This window comes from Streptosporangium sp. NBC_01469, from assembly GCF_036227305.1.
In the GTDB taxonomy this organism is placed as follows: Bacteria; Actinomycetota; Actinomycetes; order Streptosporangiales; family Streptosporangiaceae; genus Streptosporangium.
In genome coordinates this window covers 10347766-10367563 of sequence record NZ_CP109465.1, presented here as the reverse complement: position 1 = coordinate 10367563, position 19798 = coordinate 10347766, and the positions used below count along the sequence as shown (strand labels likewise).

The window sequence follows — 19798 nt, the reverse complement described above, 5'->3', positions numbered from 1 at the left end:
GTCTTATCGGACATATGACCGTTTAAGCTATGACCGGCTACTGGCAGATCTATGCCGTTGCAGGGATCCGACAGGCAGGAGGTCGCAGGGTGATGGACGGCAACGGGCTCCTGGCCGTCGGGGTCGCCGCCGATGACGAACGGGTGTACCGGGACCTGCTGCACCGGCCCTGCGCCACACTGTCCGAGCTCGCCGCGCACACCGGCCGTACGACGATGGCGCTGCGCCGCGCCTTCACCCGGCTTGAGGAGCTCGGGCTGGTCAGCCGCCTGGCGGGCCGGCCGGTCCGGTTCCTGCCGACCCGGCCGGACGTCGCGGTGGCCGCCCTCATCTCACGCAGGGAGGAGGAACTGGCCCAGGCGCGGCTGGCCGCCCTCGCGCTGCTCGCCGAGGTGCCGCCGCCGGTGCACCGCGCCCCCGAGGAACTGGTCGAGGTTCTGAGTGGCCGAGCGGCCGTGGCACAGCGGTTCACACAGTTGCAACAAACCGCGACCGAAGAGTTACTGGTGCTGGACCGACCGCCTTACGCCCAGGACCCCGACCGGCAGAACGTCGGCGAGCTGGAGCGTCTCGTGCGCGGTGTCCGAGTACGCGGGATCTACGCCGTCTCGGCCCTGGAGATTCCGGGCAAGCTGCGCCTCGCCCAGGAGTCGGTAGCAGCCGGTGAAGAGGCCCGGATAAGCCCGGACGTACCCATGAAGCTGGCCATCGTCGACCGGAGGAGCGCGATCCTGCCGCTGAGCACCGAGGCGTCCGCCCTCGCCGACAGCGCGGTCATCGTGCACTCCTCGACGCTGCTCGACGCGCTGGTCACTCTTTTCGAGGTCCTGTGGCGGTCGGCGTTGCCGCTGCCGGCCAAGCCCTTTGAAACCACTCCCGTCAGCCCGGCGAACCCGCCGGACCTGGAGCTGTTCACGCTGCTGGCGGCCGGACTCAAGGACGAGGCCGTCGCCCGCCAGCTTGGTGTGAGCCTGCGGACGGTGCACCGGCGGGTCAGCGAACTGATGGACGAACTCGGCGCGCGTACCCGGCTCCAGGCCGGACTGCTCGCCGCCCGCCGCGGCTGGTTGGGGCCCGACCAGAACAGGCGGACTGCCAACGACCCCGGCCCGAACGCCGGGGCTTGAGGTGCCGAACGGACGACCGCGGATACGACCCGCTCCTCCCGAACGTGTCCCGGCAGCCATCTGGTACGGCGGATCCACCCTCGCCGCCCACCTCGGCCTGCCCAATCTACGCCGCCACCGGCCGTCGCCATGAGCATCGACTCACCCGTCCGGCGCCGCCGCACCTATGTGTTCCCGGGCCGACAGAAACGCCTGTCCATCAGATTCGTGCGGAGGGGCTCTCAGAGATCCCGGGCGGCGTCGGTCAGCGCTTCGTCGAGGATGGCGGCGCCGCGGGCGATCTCGTCGTCGCTCGCGGTAAGCGGAGGCGCGATCCGGAAGACGCCTCCCAAGCCGGGCAACTGGACGATGTTCATGTGCAGCCCGAGCTCGAAGCAGCGCCGGGTGACGGCCGCGCCGAGCCGGTCGGCGCCACCGGCGCCCAGCACCTGGTCGCCGACGAGTTCCACACCCAGCAGCAGCCCGCGGCCGCGTACGTCCCCGACGGTGTCGTGGCGGGCGGCGATCCCGTCGAGGTGGCCGCGCAGCGTCGCGCCGAGCCGGCGCGCGCGCTCGTCGAGGCGGTCGCGGAGCAGGACGTCGAGGACGGTGTTGCCGACGGCGGCCGGCAGCGGGTCGTTGACATGGGTGGTGAAGAACAGGAACCCCCGGTCGTACGCCCGCTGCTCGATCTCCGGGCTGGTCAGTACGGCGGCCAGCGGCAGTCCCGCGCCGAGCGTCTTGGACAGCGTGAGGATGTCCGGGACGACGTCGTCGTGCTGGAAGGCGTACCAGTCGCCGGTGCGGCACAGCCCGGTCTGGGCCTCGTCGATGATCAGCAGCATGTCGCGTTCCCGGCACTTCCGCGCCAGGGCGGCGAGATAGCCGGGCGGGAGTTCGACGATGCCGCCGGAGCTGAGGATCGGTTCGACCAGGCACGCGGCGAGACTGCCGACCGACTGGGCGTCGATCAGGTCGAAGCCCAGGTCGAGCTGGCGGCGCCAGTCGAGCGCGCCCTCGGCGTCGACGATGCCGGGGTGGAAGCGGTCCGGCACCGGCAGTGCGAAGTTGCCCGGCGCGGCAGGCCCGTAGCCCCTGCGCCCGGCGCTGTAGGTGGCGTTCGCGGCGGCCAGGGTCATCCCATGCCAGGACCGGGCGAACGACACGATCTCATAGCGGCCGGTGACGAGCTTCGCCATCCGTACGGCGGCCTCGTTCGCCTCCGCCCCGGTGGTCAGAAGCAGCGCCTTGTCCAGCGGATCGGGCAGGGTGCCGGCGAGCCGGCGGGCGAGCTCGACGACCGGGCGGCTGAGCATGCCGCTGTGGAGGTGATCGAGGACGGCGACCTGCTCGCGAACCGTCGCGACGATCTCCGGGTGGGAGTGGCCGAGGATCGCGCTCATCTGGCCGGAGGTGAAATCGAGCAGCTCGCGACCGCTCTCGGTGAACACCGACGTGCCCTCGGCGCGGACGATGATCTCGGGTGTGAACGCGGCCCGGCCGCTGTAGCGGATGAGGTGGCGTTCTGGGGCGACGCGGGGTGCTTCGGAAACCATGTGATCGACGTTAGGGATGTACTGCTGTGCACGTCCATCGCTCAGTTTCGACTGTTCTGTACGGTAAAACCGTACAATCTGAGCATGCTCAACTCGGGGCGGCTGCGGCTGCTCAGCCTGCTCGAAACCCTCGGCACCGTCCGTGCCGTCGCCGAGGCGACGCATCTGAGCGCTTCGACGGTGTCCCAGCAACTGGCCGTGCTGGAGACCGAGACCCGATGCCGGCTCCTTGAGCGGGCCGGTCGGAGAGTGCGGCTGACCCCGGCCGGTCTCCTGCTGGCCCGCCGGGGCCGGGAGATCCTGGACCAGATGGCCGAGGCCGAGGCCGAGTTGCACGCCCTGAACGACGAGCCGATCGGCGCCGTCCGGCTCGGGGTGTTCCAGAGCGCGATCTGGACCCTCGCGGTACCGGCGGCCACGCGCCTGGCCACCACTCACCCCCGCCTGCACCTCGAACTGATCGAGCTGGAGCCGCACGAGAGCGGGCCGGCCCTGCGCTCGGGGGAGGCGGACATCATCGTCACGACCACCGACTACGTCGGCCTCTCGTGGGGGGCGGACCTTGAGATCATTCCCCTGGGGGCCGACCCGATCGTGCTGGTGCTGCCGCGTGGACATCCGCTCGCCTCCCGTACGACGGTGAACCTCGCGGCCTGCGAGGACGAGACCTGGGCGTGTGACCGGCCGCAGTCGTACATGGCGGACCTGACCGTGCGGCTGTGCCGCGAGGCGGGATTCGAGCCCCGGGTGGCGTGCCGGTTCAGCAACTATCTGATGCTGTTGCGACACGTCGAGTCGGGCCGGTCGATCGCCCTGCTGCCCGCCCTGGCCGTCACCCCGGATCACGCGGTCGTCACCCGGGAGCTTGGCACGCCGGTGCACCGCAACGTCACCATCGTCGTGCGGCGCGGTACGACGCAGCGCGCCGCGGTGAACGCGGTCGTCGCGGCGCTGCGCGACCACCCCGAGATCCAGGGCCTGTCCGCACCGACCCGGCATCCTGGTCCGGGACAGCACTCGCCCGTGTCGTGAACGGCTGTCCGTACCGGCTCGGCGTCTCGGTTCGAGACAGCATCCGCCCGTGTCGTGAATGGCGGCTCGTACCGGCCCGGCATCCTGGTCCGGGACGGCATCCGCCCATGCTGTGACGGCGGGTCCGTGCGGTCACGGCCGGCCGCACCGGTCCCAGACGTCCGTGCGGGGCCTGTACGGGGCTCAGTGGGCCTCGGCGGCGAGTTCCTTCCGCGGGAACAGGCCGTCGAAGACCGCGGCCCGGTCGAACGCCATCGCGCGGGCGCGGGCGCGACGTTCCAGGTCCTGCCGCTCGGCGGCGGACATGTCCAGGACCACCCGGTCCACGGCCGCGGCCAGACCGTCGACGTCCCTGGGCTCGACGATGACGGCGGTGTCGCCGACCGCCTCCAGGGTCCCGCCCGTCATGGTGGTGATGATCGGTCCACCTCCGGCCAGCATCTTCTCGGCCAGGGCGATGCCGAACGTCTCGACGAAGTCGGGCTCGGGCTTGGTCGGCAGGGCGTAGGCCGCACAGCCGCGCATGAGCAGCGGTTTCTCGTGGTCGTCGACGTCGGTGAGGACCACCACCCGCTCGTCCTCCTTGGCCATCGCCTGTATCTCCTCCAGCGAGGGCCCGGTGCCGACGACGACCAGTTTCACCCGTGACCGGCAGCGCATCCGGCCGTAGGCGGCGAGCAGGTCGTGGATGCCCTTGGCCCGGGTCACCCGGGACAGGAACAGGATGTACCCGTCACGCTCCAGGCCGCGTCTCGCGAGTGCGGCGTCCACCTGTGCCGGATCCAGGTCGAGAAAGGCGCTGGAGTCGATCGGCGGGTAGCTGACGGTCACGCGGCGCCGGCACTGCTCGGCGAACCCGGTGCCGCAGTGGGCGTCCACCTGCTCGGCCGAGGCGATGATCTCCTCCCGGGTGTACTCGGAGACCGCGACGACCTCGTCGTTGGCCAGGAACGTGGTGAACAGCACGGTCGCCGCGCCGAACCGGCCTTCCCGCAGGCACGAGCGGATCACGTTGGTCACGTCGGAGCCGACCGCCTTTACGACGGTGTGCACGTTGGGCGCGAACCCGGCCGCGCGCGCGGCCGTGACCGCGTCCATGACCACCGAGGCGTGCGGGACGATGTACATGGACAGGCAGATCGTGGGTACCGGTTCGGCGAGCAGCTCGACGAGGCGGCCGGTGAGGCCGGCCTGGTAACGCCCGTCCGGCACCCGGTAGTCCCCGACCGCCTCCGGGCGCTCCACGGTGATCCCGGGGCTGTACGGCAGCAGCCGGTCGAGCGGCTTGAGCGGCAGCCCGGCCGCCTGCAGCGCCGGAATCGGCCAGGTCAGCAGCCGTACGTCGTCGAACCCGCGGGTCAACGCGACCTCGGCGAGGTTACGGGCCTCGCCGGAGTGGCCGCATATGACCGGGTCGGCCCTGACAACGATGACGAGACGGCGACGGGGGGTGATCATCGTGTTTCCTCCGGTCTGGCGGGCGGATCGGAAAGGGACGGCGGGCGGACGTTCCGCCCCCATCCGGACGGCTCCGGGCCCAGCCGCAGGTGCAACACGCCGCCCCGGTGCACGGTGGCGGCGCTCAGGTGCGTCGCGTGCAGAGGCCTGCCGTTGAGGGTCGCCGACTGGACGTACTGCGCCGGTAGGTCGCGCTCGGCGCCGTCGACGCCGATCGGTGTCTCGCGGTGCCCGCTGGTCTCGATGACGAACTCCTCGCCGCCGGTCCTGAGCACGGCCCCGGCGAACGCGGGCGCGTTGACCAGGAACAGGTTCTGCCCGGCGATCGGGAACAGCCCCAGCGACGCCCAGACGTACCAGGAGCTCAGGCCGCCGGAGTCGTCGTTACCGGGCAGCCCGCCGGGTCCGGTGCCGAACTGCCAGGTCAACGCCGCGTGTACCACCTGGGCCGTACGGTCGGGCCGTCCCGCGTAGTGGTACGCCCACGGCGCTTCCATGTCGGGCTCGTTGTTCAGCCCCTCGAACCGGTTCAGGGCGTATCCGGCGGCCATCTCCGCCGCCTGCGGGCGCCGTCCGGGCTGCGTCACCGGTGCGGCGTCGAAGCCGAAGAACCTGTCCAGCATGCCGGTGAAGGCCCGGTCGCCGCCTGCCAGGGCGATTCTCGCGGCCATGTCGTGCAGCAGGCGGAACGAGTAGTTCCACTTGCCGCCCTCGTAGAACTCCGAGTCGCGCAGCAGCCCCGTGCCCGGGTCGAAGGCGTTGGACCACTGGCGGCTGCGGTTCTCCAGGTCGTCGGCCAGGCGCCGGTCGTTCAGCGCGCGGGCGACCTTCGCCGCGCAGTGGTGGCCGTAGGCGAGGTCGAGGGTGTGGGTGATCGGGTGCACCACCCCGTGCTCGAAGAACTCCTCGCCGTACATGCGACGCAGGTCGTCGACCATGTGCACGAGCGCCCAGTTCCAGTCCAGACCCGCCCGGCCGAGCGCGTGGGCGTCCGCCAGCGCGGTGTGCACGAGCGCGCTCCCCTGGCGGTAGAACCGGTCGGCGCCGCGGGCCATCCGGTACCCGATGGGGAAGTTGCCCTCCTCCTCGCATACCCGGATCAGCGACTCCAGCAGGTCCGCGGCCCGGTCCGGGACGATGGCCGCGAGCAGCGGCAGCTGTGTCTTGTAGATGTCCCACATGGTGCACACGTCGAACGCGAACGGTCCGGAGGTCGGCCAGAACGGGCTCTCGTCGTCGGCGAAACACGGCTTGATCAGCGAATGGTAGAGCGCCGTCGCGAACACGGTACGGCGGGCCGGTGTGCCGCCCTCGACCTGGACACGGCCGAGATGGTCGCCCCAGCGGGCCCGGGTTTGGGAGCGTACCGCGTCGAACGCCGGCCGCGCGCTCCCGCACTCGCGTTCCAGGTTCTCGCGCGCCTGGTCGCACCCGCGCAGTGAGAACCCCAGCCGTATCTCAACGGTCTGTCCCGGTTCGGTGGGGCCCATGAAGAGCATGCCGAAAGGTCGCAGCGTGGTGTGCCGGATGCTGTCGAAGTCCAGGCGGGTGCCGCCGTCGATGAGCCGCCGGTCGTACCAGAGCATCTGCCGCCATCCCGGGCTGTCGGCCTCCAGGTACACCGACAGCGGGACGCCCTCCATCGCCACCGTGCCCTGGGCGCGGCCGTGGCCCATGCTCTCCACCTGCGCCCGCAACGGCACGGTACGGCCGTGCTCGATGGCCAGGCCGCCACAGGACAGGTCGACCACCACGCGGGCGCTGCTGTGCTCGGGGAACGTGTACCGGTGCACGGCGACCTTGGTGCCCACGGTGAGCTCACAGCGGACCCCGGTGTCCAGGGTGGCCGCGTAGTAACCCGCCTCCGCCACCTCGTCGCGCAGTGGCCAGGACTCTCCCAGCACGTCCAGCGGCTGGACCATCGGGGTGACCCGGACGTAGTTGTAGTACTTGCGGATCGCGCCGGTGCCGGACTGCTGGAAATGGGTGAACCCGGACGCCTGCAGCCGCTCGAACATCTCCTCGGGCACGCCCTCGGTGTTCTTCGTGTACCGCCCGTACCCGGTTGGGTACGCGCCGGAGTAGGCGCAGGCCGACACCATGCCCAGCGGCGACGTGGCACCCGGGTGGGTATTGCCCACCTGGGGTTTCGGCCACCACCAGGTAGCGGCCAGACCGTGTGCCCGAGGCAGGTCGGTGGCCGCGATGCCGATGAAGGGATCAACGTTGTCGAGGATGGCGGGACTCTACCCAGCCGCGCTACCACCGTAGGTTTCGGTGAGGTGAAATCCTTCCTTTTCTCACCGGTCCGCCGCAGCTTCGTGGATTCAGCCCTCGGCGGCCCGGCGGTGCGGGGTGTCCCCGGGATGAGCGGGCCGCATGACGGCGGACAGCTTCGAGAGACCTTCGACGGTGGCGTTCGAGACCCCGACGATCTCGGCGAGAGAGGGGCCGCGCCCGGAGATGCTCTCCAGAACCGCCTCGAACGGTCCGTTGAGGTGTGCGGGCGAGGCGCTTCCGACGGCCGCCACGCTCACCTCGCCCCGGTGCTCCGAGATCTCGTACACACCGTCGGGGCTGCCCATGAGATGGAAGGACACCCGGGGGAGCTCGCCGAACAGCGCGGCGACACCTCCGGCGATCAGCAGGCTGTAGAGAGTGATGAGACGCTGGACGGTGGCATCCGGCGGTTCGTCCACCCGAAGGGTCTCCGACATGTCGCGCTCGTGAAGCCAGGCGTCCCACAGCACGTGCAGAGATCGCACCGACCACAGATTCTCGCGACCGGCGACGCTGCGTTCCAGGGTGGCGCCGCCCTCCTGGATGCGGGCACCGAGGCTGTCGTGCTCGTCCTCCATGACCCTCAGGAACGCCTCGACCGTCTGCTCCGGGGACTGGCCGGCGGAGTCCTGGAGCCACAGACCGGGAGTCGAGGCGGGATCGAACGGCCCGAATCTGTCGAAGCGGCTGTGCTCTGACCGGTTGGTGAGGTGGGCGACGTGATATTCGGCCACATCGACAAGGTGGCGGACGACTTCGTGAACGGACCACCGCGTGCAGCGCGTCGGAGCCGTCCAGTCGGACGGCGTGAGCTCGGCAAGGCGACCGACGAGCCTCTTACGCTGTGTGTACAGCGCTTTGTGCAGCGCCTCCGGGCCGCAACTCAAGCCCGTCTTCTCAGTCAGTGTCAGCCGGCTCGAATCAACGGTCACAAAGACTCCGTTCATTTCCTCGGTGGTGCGCAGAGTACCCGACCGGATTTGAGCCTGTCGAGGATCTCCGTGACCGTCCGTCCATCGAATGTGTCGTACGTGAAAGGCCGCCGAATCGCACTTCCGCGGTTATCGGGCCACGCGCCTATTCCCTACGGATGCGAGAGACCTCGCCGGGGCGTCGGGGACACAGGGGGGAGCTCCGGGTCTTCTCCCGCCCGGGAGGCGCTCAGCCAGAGGGCCGCCTGGATGTGGCTGTTCACCCCCAGCTTGCGGTAGATCACTTCGAGATGCTTGTCCAGGGTTCTGATGGAGATCTTCAGTCGTCGCGCCGCGACCTGGCGGGTGAATCCCGCGGCGATGAGCTCGAGAACCTGTTCCTCTCGCGGCGTCAGACGGCTCCGCGCGGCAGGGGATCGTGACAGGCGTGCCCTGTGATCCATGGCGATCAGCAGGGGATGGAGCCTTTCGACGAACTCGCGTTCCTGCTTCGTGAACGTCCCCTCCTCCCTACCCAGCGCGAACGCCCGCATGGTGCCCGGAGGGGACAGCAGGGGGAGCGCCAGGTGATCGTAGAAACCGGTGACGACATGGATGTCGGAACCGGTCGCCGAGGAACGCCAGCGTCCGAGACTCATCAGATCGGTGACGGCCAGCGGCCTGCGGTCGGCGGTTCGCACGTAGTGCTGGATCAGCGGGTGGCGTTCCATGTTGCGGCGGGTGACGTCGGTCATCGTGGCGGTCGGCAGGCGGGTCCTGGGCCACCCCAGCCCCGTGACCCCGTCCCGGCCGACCTCGGAGAAGGTGGCCGTGGGGCACTCGAGCACCTGTTGGAGCAATTCGGCGATCCATCCGTAATCGATCTCGGCGGGGCTCATCGCCACCAACTCCACCGCCAGGTCGAGCACCTGGTCATATCTGTTCCTGGAAAGCATCGGACCCCCTGAGGCTCTACGTACTTCCGCGTATATCGCGACGTGCGACGCATGCCAACAATTTCGTGGAAGAACGTCCGGCGAAACGAAAGGGAAAGTCTCATGCGCGATATCCGCAGGACGGTGGGCGCGGTCGCGGCCACCCTGGCCCTGGCCATCGGGCCGGCGCTTCCGGCCACGGCGACGGCCCACACGCTCGCCTCCAGGACCTTCACCTGGAACAAGGTGATGAGGGCGGGCGACTGCACGATGTTCGAGGGCGCGCGGTGGACGCTGTACTCGGACGGCACGGCGACGTTCGACGGTACGGTCACCAGCGGCGACGACAACGATGCTTGGCTGATGTGGGCGTATCTCAAGGACGCCGACAACGCCGTCCTCGGCACACTGACCAACTACCGCGTCCAGGACCCCGCCGACCGGAACAAGTTCGTCAAGAACCTGCCCAGCGAGACCCAGCGGTACCGGTGGTTCGCCTCCGGCCGATTCGACGCCCGCAAGTTCCCCCTCATCCGGCGCATGTCGCTGGGCAAGCACTGCTGAGCCCGAACCGGCGTGGGCGAAGGTCCCCCGGCTGTCGCCAGGGGACCTTCGCCCACGGGTACATCGTTGTCGGCCGTATGGCCGGTGGTGCGTTGACGCCGGTTCTGGAGGAGTGTCTCGCCGAGGAGCGTCATGACCCGGGCCGGGGAGTCGCCCGGCCCGTGGTGCGATCGTCAGTCCATGACCGCGCCGCAACTCATGTTGATCGCCGCACCCGTTACGGTGCGGGCCCAGTCGGAGGCGGCGAAGACGGCCACGTTGCCGACGTCCTCCAGTGACGCCGCACCTGGCGTCGAGATCCGCCGACGTCGAGCTCGCCGGCGCCGGATCAGTTCGCGATCTCGTCCGGGAGGCCGAACATGGCGAATATCTCCGGCATCAGGAATGAGACGACCTCGGAGATCTTCGTGTCCCGCAGGGCGAGCAGCTCGAGCCCCGCCGCGACGTAGGCCTTCCTGTCCTCGTCCCACATGTAGGTGCCGAACGCGAGCTGCCCGTTCGCGTACGCAGGCAGGAAGCGCCACCGGTAGGTCAGCGGCTTCTCGACCAGGAAGGCCCTGATCCCTTCGTGACCCTCGTACCATTCCGTCAACGGCGGCATCGCGTATCTGGCGTCGTCGGTCAGCATCGCCACGATGGCCTCGACGTCTCCGGCCTCCCACGCGGTGGCGTACCGGTCCGCGATCTCCCGGAGCCCCTTCTCGTCCAGGGAACGCCGGCCGCTGTCGGGAAGCCGGGGGCCGAGGACCTTGCGGGCGCGCTGCAGCGCGCTGTTGACCGACGCGACCGTGGTCTCCAGCAGGTCCGCGACCTCGCGCGCCGAGAATCCGAGGACCTCACGCAGGACCAGGACGGCTCGCTGGCGGGCGGACAGGTGCTGGAGAGCGGCGACGAAGGCCAGCTCCATGCCTTCACGCGCCATGTAGCGGGCCTCGGGGCCCGGTCTCTCGTCGGGATACGGCTCGATCCACGAGGTCTCGGCGAGCGGTGCGGCACCCGGGCTGAGATCGGTGGGGAGCTCCCTGCGGCCCCGGCGTTCGATCAGCGTCAGGCACCTGTTGGTCGCGATCTTGTACAGCCACGGCCGGATCGAGCCGCGGTTCTCGAACCGCTCCAGGCCCCGCCAGGCGCGCACCAGCGCCTCCTGCACGGCGTCCTCGGCGTCGTGGACCGATCCGAGCATCCGGTAACAGTGCGCCTGCAGCTCACCGCGGAACGGATCGACCAGACGCCCGAAGGCGTCGGAGTCACCCCTCCTCGCGGCGTCCAGGAGCCGTGCTCCCGGCGTGTCGTTCCCCGATCCCCACCCACGCTCGCTCATCTCGCGGAACCTTACCGGCGAGCCCCGACGGTTCGCCGGGTGGTGGAGCGATCTTCGAGCGTGTCACGGGTGTCGGCCTGGATCGCCGGGCCGGTCCGCGCCGGCCTCCCGGCGACCGCCACCGCCGGGGAATCCGGAACGATGTCACCGCGGACGACCCGCCCGTGAGCCGGTGAGGTGGCCGGGGCGGCCGGGGTGATCAGGCCTCCAGCGCGATCCACGAGTCCGCCGCCAGGGACCCGAAGGAGCGCAGCGGTGCCTTCGCGAACTCGCCCGCGTGCGCGTGGCCCTGGGCCCGGATCGATCGCTCCCAGACCAGGGTACGAGTGATCTTGCCGACCCGGCAGGCCAGCTCCAGCTCCTCGACGAGTTCCGCGTGCGGGGCGAGGTCGCCGAACACCTCCAGGTAGGCGTCCCTGGGGCGCAGGATCGCCGGGTCGTCGGGGGCGGCTCCCAGATGGAGGCGCAGGAATCCCAGGGCGACCAGCATGCCGGCGAACGGGTGGGCCACGACGCTGTCGCCCCAGTCGTAGAACCGTATCCGGCCGGTCGGCTCGGCCCCGGACACCAGGATGTTCCAGGGGTGCAGGTCGTTGTGGTCAAGGCTCGGCGGTACGGACGCGGCGGCCAGCCGTTCGCTCCACGAGGCGAAGGTGCCGCGCATGGCGGTCACGCGCCGGTGGGTCTCCCTGTCGGACGTGTCGCCGTACCGCTCCACGTACTCTCCGACCGCGTGCGCCGCCTCGTCGAACCGCCGGGGCATGACGGCGGCGCGCATGTCGGCGACACCCAGCGGCGGCAGGTCCTCGACGTGCGGCATGAGGTCACGCTGGAGCCGGCCGTACTCCGGCAGGACCGTCACCAGGGCGTCGGCCAGGGCGGCGCCGTCCACGCGCTCTCCCAGGGGCGTCCCGCCGTCGGGGAGCACGAGCCACCCTCGCTCGACGTCAACGGCGATCGGGGGCAGGATCCGGTCCGGCGCGACCCGCAGCAGGAGCCGGTAGAGCCCCACCTCGAACGCGGTGTCCGGTCCGGGGGCCTTCAGCCACACCGGGCCGCGGGTGGTGGGCGCCCTGAGCACCGTCCCCCACGGCCGCAGGTGCGGCTGGGTGACCTCGCCGGTCCGCTCCATCCCGGCCGCAGCGAGCCGCTCGTCCAGCCACGACACCGCGCTCCTCCGCCAGGCCGCCGACGACCAGAGAGCGGTTCCGTGCCCGGGGTCCGCCTCGCGGTTCTCCGTGCTCAACATGTCTGCCTCCTGCGAGCCGATGAGGTCCGTCACCGCGTACAACCCGCGGAAGTCCGGGGAGTCATCGCCCGCGGCGGAGCACTTCGGGCCGAGGGAACGCGCTAGTCGAAGAACTGCCAGATGCTGAACCTTCGCACGTAGAGGGGGGTGGAGTCCCGGCCGAGCACCCGGATCCGCCTGATGCGGGTCTCCTGGTTCATCGTGACCTTCACGCACGTCAGGCACGCCTCGTGGAATCCCGGAAGAGCGTAGTAGGAGATGGACGCGGCGCGGTGCCCCAGCCCCCGGTCGGAGAGTCCCAGCCCCACCTCCCGGTAGATGCGTCTCGACCCCTTCAGGTTGAACGCGGTGGAACCGATGATCGCGTGGTTCGACTTCGGAGGGCAGTGCGCGAAGATCCGGACATGGCTGGCCTGGCGGGGCCACAGGGGGCGGATACGGAGCGACGGGACCTTTTTCAGTGCCGGAGGGATGGTGTTCCTGCCGCCGATCGGAGGCAGTGAAACCGTGTGGTTGGTCTTGGTGGTAAGAGTCGCGGTCGAGGTCGCACTCGCGCTCGCGATCGCAGTGGCGCTGGCGCTGGCGCTGGGTGTCGGGGTGGGGGCGGCCATGGCGACGGGGGTGGGAGTGGGGGTGGCTTTGGCGTTGGCCGTGGCGACAGGCGTGGGAGCGGCCTTGGCGGTCGCCGTGGCGACGGGAGTGGTTTTGGCGGTTGCCGTGGCAACGGGGGTGGCATTGGCCGTGGCGGCAGGCGTGGGAGCGGCTTTGGCGGTTGCCATGGCGACGGGAGTGGTTTTGACGGTCGCCGTGGCAACGGGGGTGGCTTTGGCGACGGGGGTGGCTTTGACATTGGTCGTGGCGGCAGGCGTGGGAGCGGGTGGGGCGGCCGGCTCGGCCGGGGCGCTCGGGGCCGCCATGAGGCTGGTGGCCACTCCGATTCGTATGGCGAGATGCATACGCTCCTCCTGCCGGACGCTCGGGGCGCTCTACGGTCGTCACGTGGCGTGACGTGGGTGTCGGTGGAGGGGGATCCGCCCGGGACGACCCGGATGAGGACATCGCGTGTGCGTTCTGACCAGGCTGATCGTCTCGATTATGTCGGTTGTGGTGCACAACGGGGGGAGCCACGCTGATACGAACTTGATCGTGGCCGTCTGCGGGGCACGGTCCGTGTCCCCGGCGCTGTGACCGGTAAGGGGCGCCCGGTCCGTGGGGGGCGTTCGTACGGGAGGGCGGGCTCAGGCCTGTCGCGACGCGCCGCAGGAGGGGCCCCGCGTCACCCGGCCTGTGCCGGTGGGCGACGCGTCCCGTGTCAGCCGGACACCGCGTGCAGCGCGCCCGGACGGAGGCCGGCGAGGCGGTCGAGCGCGGCGGAGGTGGCGTCGTCGGCGGAGAGATGGACGATGAGGCGCTGGTCGTCGTCGGCGGGCAGTTCGAGGGTTTCGTACGCCAGGCGCAGCTCGCCCGCGTCGGGGTGGACCAGCCGCGTGACGCCGCTGGATTCCGGGAGGCCAGGCAGGGTGTCCACGCGTCCGGTGAAAGCCGCCCCGGCGGTGACGGTCAGCTCGTCGGCGAGCATCGCGATGTGCCGGTCCGCCAGGAAAGGTCCCTGCTTGAGGGCGGCGACCTGTTCGTCGGCGACACGGTCCCAGTCGGGGTAGGCGATCCGTGCCCGGTCGTCGGCGAACACGAAGCGGGCGAGGTTCGGCGGGTTGCCGTCCAGCAGGCCGATCGGTCCCGCCAGCCGCTCGTACCCGGCGGTCCAGGCGAGGATCTCGCTCAGCCGGTTGAGCAGCAGGGCGGGCGCGGGCTCCAGCCGGTCGAGCAGTGCCCGCACGGTGGGGCGCACCGCGCGGGCCGGCATCGCGTCGCCCATGCAGGTGAAGCCGCCGTCGGCCGCCTTGGTGATCCGGTGCAGGTGGATGTGTTCGCTCGCGGTCAGCCGCAGCGCGCCGGCCAGTGCGGAGAGTACGGGCGCCGACGGGCGGCGGTCGCGCCCCTGCTCCAGCCGGGTCAGGTACTCGACGCTGACTCCGGCGAGCGTGGCCAGCTCGGCTCTGCGCAGGCCCGGCGTGCGGCGGCGAGGGCCGGTGGGCAGTCCCACTTCGGCGGGTGTGACGGCTTCACGGCGGATGCGCAGGAACATGCCCAGCTCGTTGTCGCTCACGTTCCGAACGTAACAGCTGTGGCGGCCGGGGTCGTGGCCCTGCCACTACCAGTCTTGGTCCGGTCTTCCTGGTCTCCGCCCCGCCCGGCCTCGCTGAAGGCCGCCATCGACTGGCACTACACCGAGTGGGAGGCCAAGGCGATCGGCTTCGTCGGCTACAGCGGGGGGAGCGGCGGCCTCTTGGCGGTGGAGCAGCTGCGCCAGGTCTTCGGCGAGTTGTACGCCCACACGGTCCGCAACTACGTCACCTTCCCCCGGTACTACGAGCTGTTCAGTCCCGACGGCGCTCTCAAGGATCCCGAGGGCCCCAACGGGGCCGCGAAGGCGATGCTCGACGAGCTCCTCTGGTGGGGCTCGATCCTCCACGACGCCCGCCGCGACCGTCCGTACGCCCCTCGGGGGTAGGGCCCGCCAGAAAAGCCGTTTGCCGCAGCCGCGCGCCGGGTTAGGCTGCCGCCACGCTCTGACTGATCTTCACGGATTTTCGTGAGTCCTCGCGGGGAGGTGGGGCGCTTCTGGAAGACCGGATGTCATATCCCGGAGGGCAGACCCCATGACACTGTTCGTCCATCTCACCGCGGCCAAGAACATCCGATCCGTGCGGCGGGCCGGAATCCGCGCGCGAAGCCGCAACCGCGACGGCGTGCCGGGGTTGTTCTGCCTGCCGGTCCTGCCCTCCTACCAGCTCACCCACCAGTGGGTTCGCGAGCTGAAACGCGGTGGACGCCGTACGGTGACGGCCGTCGACTTCCGGGTGCCCGACGACGAGCCGGTGTTCGTGGGCCATTACGGGAGAGAGCACGGGGAGGTCTCCAGCGCCGAGGCCGCCGCGCTGATCGCCGGATACGACGACGCCCGGGGGTACGAGGTCTTCGTTCCCCGGGCGATCACCGCGAAGGAGATCCATCGCGTCCGCGAGGTGAACCAGGTGACCGGCTGGAGATACATGCCCAATGCCCACGGCACTCCTCCGTGCCCGGACTGCCTCGCGCCCGGCGAGTACGGGGCGGCCAGGATCCGCCGGGCGGCCATGAGGGCCAAAGGCGCCGAGAGTCCGCTGTGGATGGACATGGACATGGACATGGACATGGACGAGGACGAGGACGAGGACGAGGACGAGGACGAGGACGAGGATTAGGTTCCGGCTCGTGGCACGGTCCCGACGGTGGCCCCCCGGAGGGCCTGGCCGAGCTTGACGGCCGTCTCGTCCATCTGTTCGGCGGTGACGTGCTCGCCGCACGTACGGTTCATGAACCCGAACACCCTGGGTCCCCGCAGTTCGCCCGGCAGGTCGCTCATGCGCGGCACGATGTGGAAGTGCACGTGGCTGAAGCCCTCCAGCTCGGCGAACTGCACCACGTACGTCTTCACGCAGCCGGTCACCTCGTGGAGCGCCTGCGACAGCCGGGTCTGCCAGAGGCCGAGGGAGGACGCCTCGGCGTCGGTCAGGGTCGCGATGGTCGTGACATGGCGGCGGGGGACGAGCACCAGCCACCCGGGCAGCGCCGTGTTGATCGCGTGTGCCACCCGCCAGTGGTCGTCGAACGCGATCCGCTCCCGCGGAGGCGACACGTCGAACCGCGCTTCCTGATCGCACGGATAACAATCCGTGGAAGTCATCATGAGGCCGATGTTACGAGATCTCATGACTCCACTTCCCGCTCCGGGTCAATCCGGCTCCTGCTCCGGCAGACGGAAGCGGCCGGCAAAGGTGGGATGTCGTTTTTCGGGGGTCCCGTTCGTCGTACAGGTGGGAGCCCCCGGGTCCGGCCGCCGGGGCGGGCCGGACCCGGGGTTCCCAGGTGTTTGTTCAGTGGAGCAGCTCGAAGAGCGTCAGCCACCGGTCGGGATGGACGAACGCCACCACGGTGTCACGGTCCACCCGCGCCTCCGCGAACGCGGCGTCGACCCGGTGGGGCGCGTACCGCATCCGCAGTGAGGCGTGCAGCGAACCGCCCAGCCCGGTGAAGCCGTACTCGACGAACTCCCGCCAGGCCGCGTCCCGGCCGCCGGGCAGCAGCGGGACGGGACGCGACTCGATCCGCAGGATCGCGGAGTCGACGGCGGGCACCGGCCGGAAGCTCGCGCGGCCGACGCGCCCGGCCAGCTCCCAGGAGTGGCCGGGCCACGTCAGCACGGTCAGCTTGCTCCAGCGGCCGTAGTCGCCGGAACGCTTGCGCGCGTACTCCAGCTGGGTGAGCAGGGTCGCCGAGGTGAGCGCGGGCGCGCGCAGACACCAGTCGACGATCCTTGAGGTGATCGAGTACGGGATGTTCCCGGCGACCGCGAACGGCTCGCGCGGGACCCGCGCGGTCAGGAAGTCACCCCTGACCACCTCGATCCTGTCGTCGCCGCGGGTGCGGGCGGCGAGCCTGCCCGCGTGCAGCGGGTCGATCTCGTACGCCACGATCCTGGCGCAGTTTCTCGCGAGGGCGAGGGTGAGGGCACCCTCGCCCGCGCCCGGCTCCAGGAGCAGCTCGTGCGACCCGGCCGCCCCGGCCATCTGCCGGACGGCGTGCGGATCGACGAGGAAGTTCTGCGAGAGAGTGCGCCTGGCCCGGTCGCGGTCACTGCGGCCACCGCCGTTCCTGACCTTTCTCTGGGTGTGTGAATGGTTTCCGTGCGCGAAGGAGTGCGCCACAGCTTTCGCCCTTTCGGGTCCGAGGTGAGAGAAGGTCTCGGAGGCCCTGGGCGCGCGTCGGGACGCGTGGAGAAGGAGAAGGGGTGAGCGTCCCTAGCGGGCCGGAGGCCGGCTGTCGCGGGGACGGATCACATAGCCGAACATGTTGCCGGCGAAGTACATGCACATGGCCCTATACGGTACGACCCGTCTCGTTTCCTCGCAACGGGTTTTCCGCCGGCTCCGATCGGGCGGTGTGGCCGGTGAACGCCGGGTTCAGGTCATGAACAGGCGGGCCGCCGCGTCGCGGGCGACGAGGAAGCCGACGATGCCCAGGGTCCAGCCGATCGCGGAGGCCGAGTGCCTGCGCATCCAGGTGCGCAGCCGTTCCAGCTTCGGGTCCAGCCAACCTCCGGCGACGGTTTTGACGCCGAGCAGCACGAGCGACGGCAGGATCATGACGACCACGTAGCCCGCGAGCAGCGGCACCCACCGGGCGGCGGGCAGGCTCGCGCCGGTCATGAAACCGATCGCGCCGAGATAGGGGAGCATCGTCGCGACCTCCAGCAGGGCGGCGGTCAGCCCCAGGAGGACCATCGCCCCCGGCCCGCCGAGGCGAGGCTCCCAGCGACTCGGGCCCTCCTTCTCCTTCCGCCGCCTGGAGTCGACACGGAAGCTGAGCAGGAACAGCCCCACGCCGATCGCCAGCTGGATCCAGTTGGCGGTGCGGCTGTACAAAGCCTCCTCGAAGGCGTCGAGGGCCGTGGCCAGCCCGAGCATCAGCGCGACGCCGACGGCGAAGTAGAAGGTGGCGACCGTGGCGAGGTAGACCAGCAGGCGGCCGGCCGGTGACCGGTCCGAGGCGAGCAGCAGGTAGGCGGGAATGCCGAGGGTCCCGAAGCTCGTGCTGTCGACGAGCGCCAGGGCTCCCAGGGTCAGTACCAGTTCGGTGGTCAACTTCGCTCTCCGTCGGTGATGCCCGGGGCACGGCGGCCCCGCGTACCCCGCGTGGTCCGCGCGTCCGGTCACGGCCGTGGGGGCGGGTACGGGGGTGATCGGTTGGGTTCCGGTTCTTCTCACTTCCGATCATGTGATGTCGGACCCCGTATGACCTCCTGCGTGACGCCGAAGCCGCCGTACATCTTTCGGACTACGGTGGCCGTTCCGCGGTGCGGCCGGGCGCGGCGGGGAGTTCCGCCCGCGCCGTGCCGTCACGGCGGGGAGGGCGTGCCGGGCCGGCTCCGTGAGATGCGATCGCGCAGCCAGTGGTAGGAGGCCTTCGGGGTGCGCGTACCGGTGGGGAAGTCGACGTGCACGAGCCCGAAGCGCTGGCTGAAGCCCTCGGCCCACTCGAAGTTGTCCAGCAGGGACCAGACGTAGTAGCCGCGCACGTCCACCCCCTCGGCCCGCGCCCGCTCGACGGCCCCGATGTGGCCGTCGAGGAAGGCGATCCTGTCCTGGTCGTCCACCGTCCCGCCGGTGCCGGGCTCGTCGGGCTGGGAGCAGCCGTTCTCGGTGACGTAGACCGGCGGGAGGGCGTCGCCGTACCGGGCCCTGAGGCCGGAGAGGAGCTCGCGCAGGCCGTCGGGAACGACGGGCCAGCCGAAGGCGGTGGTGGGGTAGCCGGTGACGCCCGCGTCCTCGAAGGGAAGGCCCTCGCCGGTGGGCGCGGCGATCCGGGTGGGGTTGTAGTAGTTGATACCGATGCCGTCGAGGGGCGTGCCGATCAGGTCCAGGTCGCCGTCGCGGACGCAGTCGAGGCTCACCCCGTACGCGGACAGGTCGGGATAGGCGCCGAGGAGTACGGGGTCGTTGAACAGGCGGTTGTGCAGGGTGTCGTAGGCGTCGGCGGCGGCCAGGTCGGCGGGGTCCGGGGAGGCGGGCCAGACCGGGGTGCAGTTGTTGGTGATCAGGACCTTCTCCGCGCCGCGCGCCCTGAGCTCCCGTACGGCCAGGCCGTGTCCGAGCAGCTGGTGGTGGGCGGCCGGGAGCGCGTCCAGGATCAGGGTCCTGCCGGGGGCGTGGGTGCCCAGGGCGTAGCCGAAGACCATGTGGATGAAGGGCTCGTTCAGGGTGATCCACAGGGGGATCCGGTCGGCGAGCCGGTCGGCCACGGCCGCGGCGTACTCGGCGAAACGGTAGGCGGTGTCGCGGTTCAGCCAGCCGCCCTCGTCCTCCAGTGGCTGGGGCAGGTCCCAGTGGAAGAGCGTGGCGGCGGGGACGATGTCCCTCTCGCGGAGCGCGTCGGTCAGCCGGTCGTAGAAGTCGAGGCCCGCCTGGTTGATCGCGCCCCTCCCGTCGGGCTGGACGCGCGGCCAGGCGATGGAGAAGCGGTAGGAGTTCACCCCGAGATCGGACATCAGCGCGAGGTCCTCCGGCCAGCGGTGGTAGTGGTCGCAGGCCACGTCGCCGGTGTCGCCGTCGCGGACGCGGCCGGGCTCGCGGGTGAAGGTGTCCCAGATCGAGATGCCCCGCCCGTCCTCGGCGACGGCCCCCTCGATCTGGTAGGACGCGGTCGCCGTGCCCCACAGAAACATCCCGGCCTCCAAATAGTGTGAGTCTGGCTCATGTTAATCCCCCGGCTTGTCGTGGGGGATGA

18 protein-coding genes are annotated in these 19798 nt (G+C 70.3%); 5 read left to right on the top strand and 13 right to left on the bottom strand.

Annotation, left to right across the window (positions count from 1 at the left end; genetic code table 11):
- The first annotated feature begins 92 nt into the window (after positions 1-92).
- Entirely contained in the window at positions 93-1127 is a 1035-nt protein-coding gene (locus OG587_RS45235; RefSeq protein WP_329085157.1) for a helix-turn-helix transcriptional regulator, read from the top strand.
- 221 nt (positions 1128-1348) lie between these two features.
- On the opposite strand, the gene OG587_RS45230 is transcribed toward OG587_RS45235, so the two are convergent.
- Positions 1349-2662 (bottom strand): aspartate aminotransferase family protein, encoded by a 1314-nt coding sequence (locus OG587_RS45230; RefSeq protein ID WP_329085155.1) that lies wholly within the window; start codon positions 2660-2662, stop codon positions 1349-1351.
- An 84-nt stretch (positions 2663-2746) separates the two neighbouring features.
- On the opposite strand from OG587_RS45230, the gene OG587_RS45225 reads away from it, so the two are divergent.
- Entirely contained in the window at positions 2747-3694 is a 948-nt protein-coding gene (locus OG587_RS45225) for a LysR family transcriptional regulator (protein WP_329085154.1), read from the top strand.
- A gap of 183 nt (positions 3695-3877) precedes the next feature.
- Here the strand turns inward: OG587_RS45225 and OG587_RS45220 are convergent, their stop codons facing one another.
- The 4 genes from OG587_RS45220 to OG587_RS45205 form a co-directional block, all read right to left on the bottom strand.
- Positions 3878-5152 (bottom strand): glycosyltransferase, encoded by a 1275-nt coding sequence (locus tag OG587_RS45220; RefSeq protein WP_329085152.1) that lies wholly within the window; start codon positions 5150-5152, stop codon positions 3878-3880.
- The gene (locus OG587_RS45215; protein WP_329094212.1) at positions 5149-7365 is read right to left on the bottom strand and encodes a glycoside hydrolase domain-containing protein; all 2217 of its coding nucleotides are present in this window, start codon (positions 7363-7365) and stop codon (positions 5149-5151) included. Before OG587_RS45215 ends, OG587_RS45220 begins: the two co-directional genes overlap by 4 nt.
- A gap of 114 nt (positions 7366-7479) precedes the next feature.
- The gene (locus OG587_RS45210) at positions 7480-8379 is read right to left on the bottom strand and encodes a maleylpyruvate isomerase family mycothiol-dependent enzyme (RefSeq protein WP_329085151.1); all 900 of its coding nucleotides are present in this window, start codon (positions 8377-8379) and stop codon (positions 7480-7482) included.
- Between the two features lie 137 nt (positions 8380-8516).
- Positions 8517-9299, bottom strand: coding sequence for a response regulator transcription factor (locus OG587_RS45205; protein ID WP_329085150.1), 783 nt, complete (start codon positions 9297-9299; stop codon positions 8517-8519).
- A gap of 102 nt (positions 9300-9401) precedes the next feature.
- Between OG587_RS45205 and OG587_RS45200 the strand changes: the two genes are divergently transcribed.
- Entirely contained in the window at positions 9402-9842 is a 441-nt protein-coding gene (locus tag OG587_RS45200; protein ID WP_329085149.1) for a DUF6294 family protein, read from the top strand.
- 328 nt (positions 9843-10170) lie between these two features.
- Here OG587_RS45200 and OG587_RS45195 read toward each other — a convergent pair whose 3' ends face one another.
- The 4 genes from OG587_RS45195 to OG587_RS45180 form a co-directional block, all read right to left on the bottom strand.
- Positions 10171-11163 (bottom strand): sigma-70 family RNA polymerase sigma factor, encoded by a 993-nt coding sequence (locus tag OG587_RS45195; RefSeq protein ID WP_329085148.1) that lies wholly within the window; start codon positions 11161-11163, stop codon positions 10171-10173.
- A gap of 199 nt (positions 11164-11362) precedes the next feature.
- Entirely contained in the window at positions 11363-12412 is a 1050-nt protein-coding gene (locus OG587_RS45190) for a phosphotransferase family protein (protein ID WP_329085146.1), read from the bottom strand.
- A gap of 101 nt (positions 12413-12513) precedes the next feature.
- A complete protein-coding gene (locus OG587_RS45185) occupies positions 12514-13368 on the bottom strand; it encodes a hypothetical protein (RefSeq protein ID WP_329085144.1) in 855 nt (284 codons plus the stop codon).
- 356 nt (positions 13369-13724) lie between these two features.
- The gene (locus OG587_RS45180) at positions 13725-14579 is read right to left on the bottom strand and encodes a helix-turn-helix domain-containing protein (protein ID WP_329085142.1); all 855 of its coding nucleotides are present in this window, start codon (positions 14577-14579) and stop codon (positions 13725-13727) included.
- Positions 14580-14633: 54 nt separating this feature from the next.
- Between OG587_RS45180 and OG587_RS45175 the strand changes: the two genes are divergently transcribed.
- Together OG587_RS45175 and OG587_RS45170 are read left to right on the top strand one after the other, a co-directional pair.
- A complete protein-coding gene (locus tag OG587_RS45175) occupies positions 14634-14984 on the top strand; it encodes an NADPH-dependent FMN reductase (protein ID WP_329085140.1) in 351 nt (116 codons plus the stop codon).
- Positions 14985-15132: 148 nt separating this feature from the next.
- A complete protein-coding gene (locus tag OG587_RS45170) occupies positions 15133-15717 on the top strand; it encodes a hypothetical protein (RefSeq protein WP_329085138.1) in 585 nt (194 codons plus the stop codon).
- On the opposite strand, the gene OG587_RS45165 is transcribed toward OG587_RS45170, so the two are convergent.
- The 4 genes from OG587_RS45165 to OG587_RS45150 form a co-directional block, all read right to left on the bottom strand.
- Positions 15714-16151, bottom strand: coding sequence for an HIT family protein (locus OG587_RS45165; protein ID WP_329085136.1), 438 nt, complete (start codon positions 16149-16151; stop codon positions 15714-15716). The two genes, OG587_RS45170 and OG587_RS45165, sit on opposite strands and share 4 nt — an antisense overlap.
- Before the next feature lie 238 nt (positions 16152-16389).
- A complete protein-coding gene (gene erm, locus OG587_RS45160; RefSeq protein WP_329085134.1) occupies positions 16390-17220 on the bottom strand; it encodes an ErmE/ErmH/ErmO/ErmR family 23S rRNA (adenine(2058)-N(6))-methyltransferase in 831 nt (276 codons plus the stop codon).
- A gap of 255 nt (positions 17221-17475) precedes the next feature.
- Positions 17476-18156 (bottom strand): GAP family protein, encoded by a 681-nt coding sequence (locus tag OG587_RS45155; protein WP_329085132.1) that lies wholly within the window; start codon positions 18154-18156, stop codon positions 17476-17478.
- 254 nt (positions 18157-18410) lie between these two features.
- Positions 18411-19736, bottom strand: coding sequence for a GH1 family beta-glucosidase (locus OG587_RS45150; protein ID WP_329085130.1), 1326 nt, complete (start codon positions 19734-19736; stop codon positions 18411-18413).
- Positions 19737-19798: the final 62 nt, after the last annotated feature.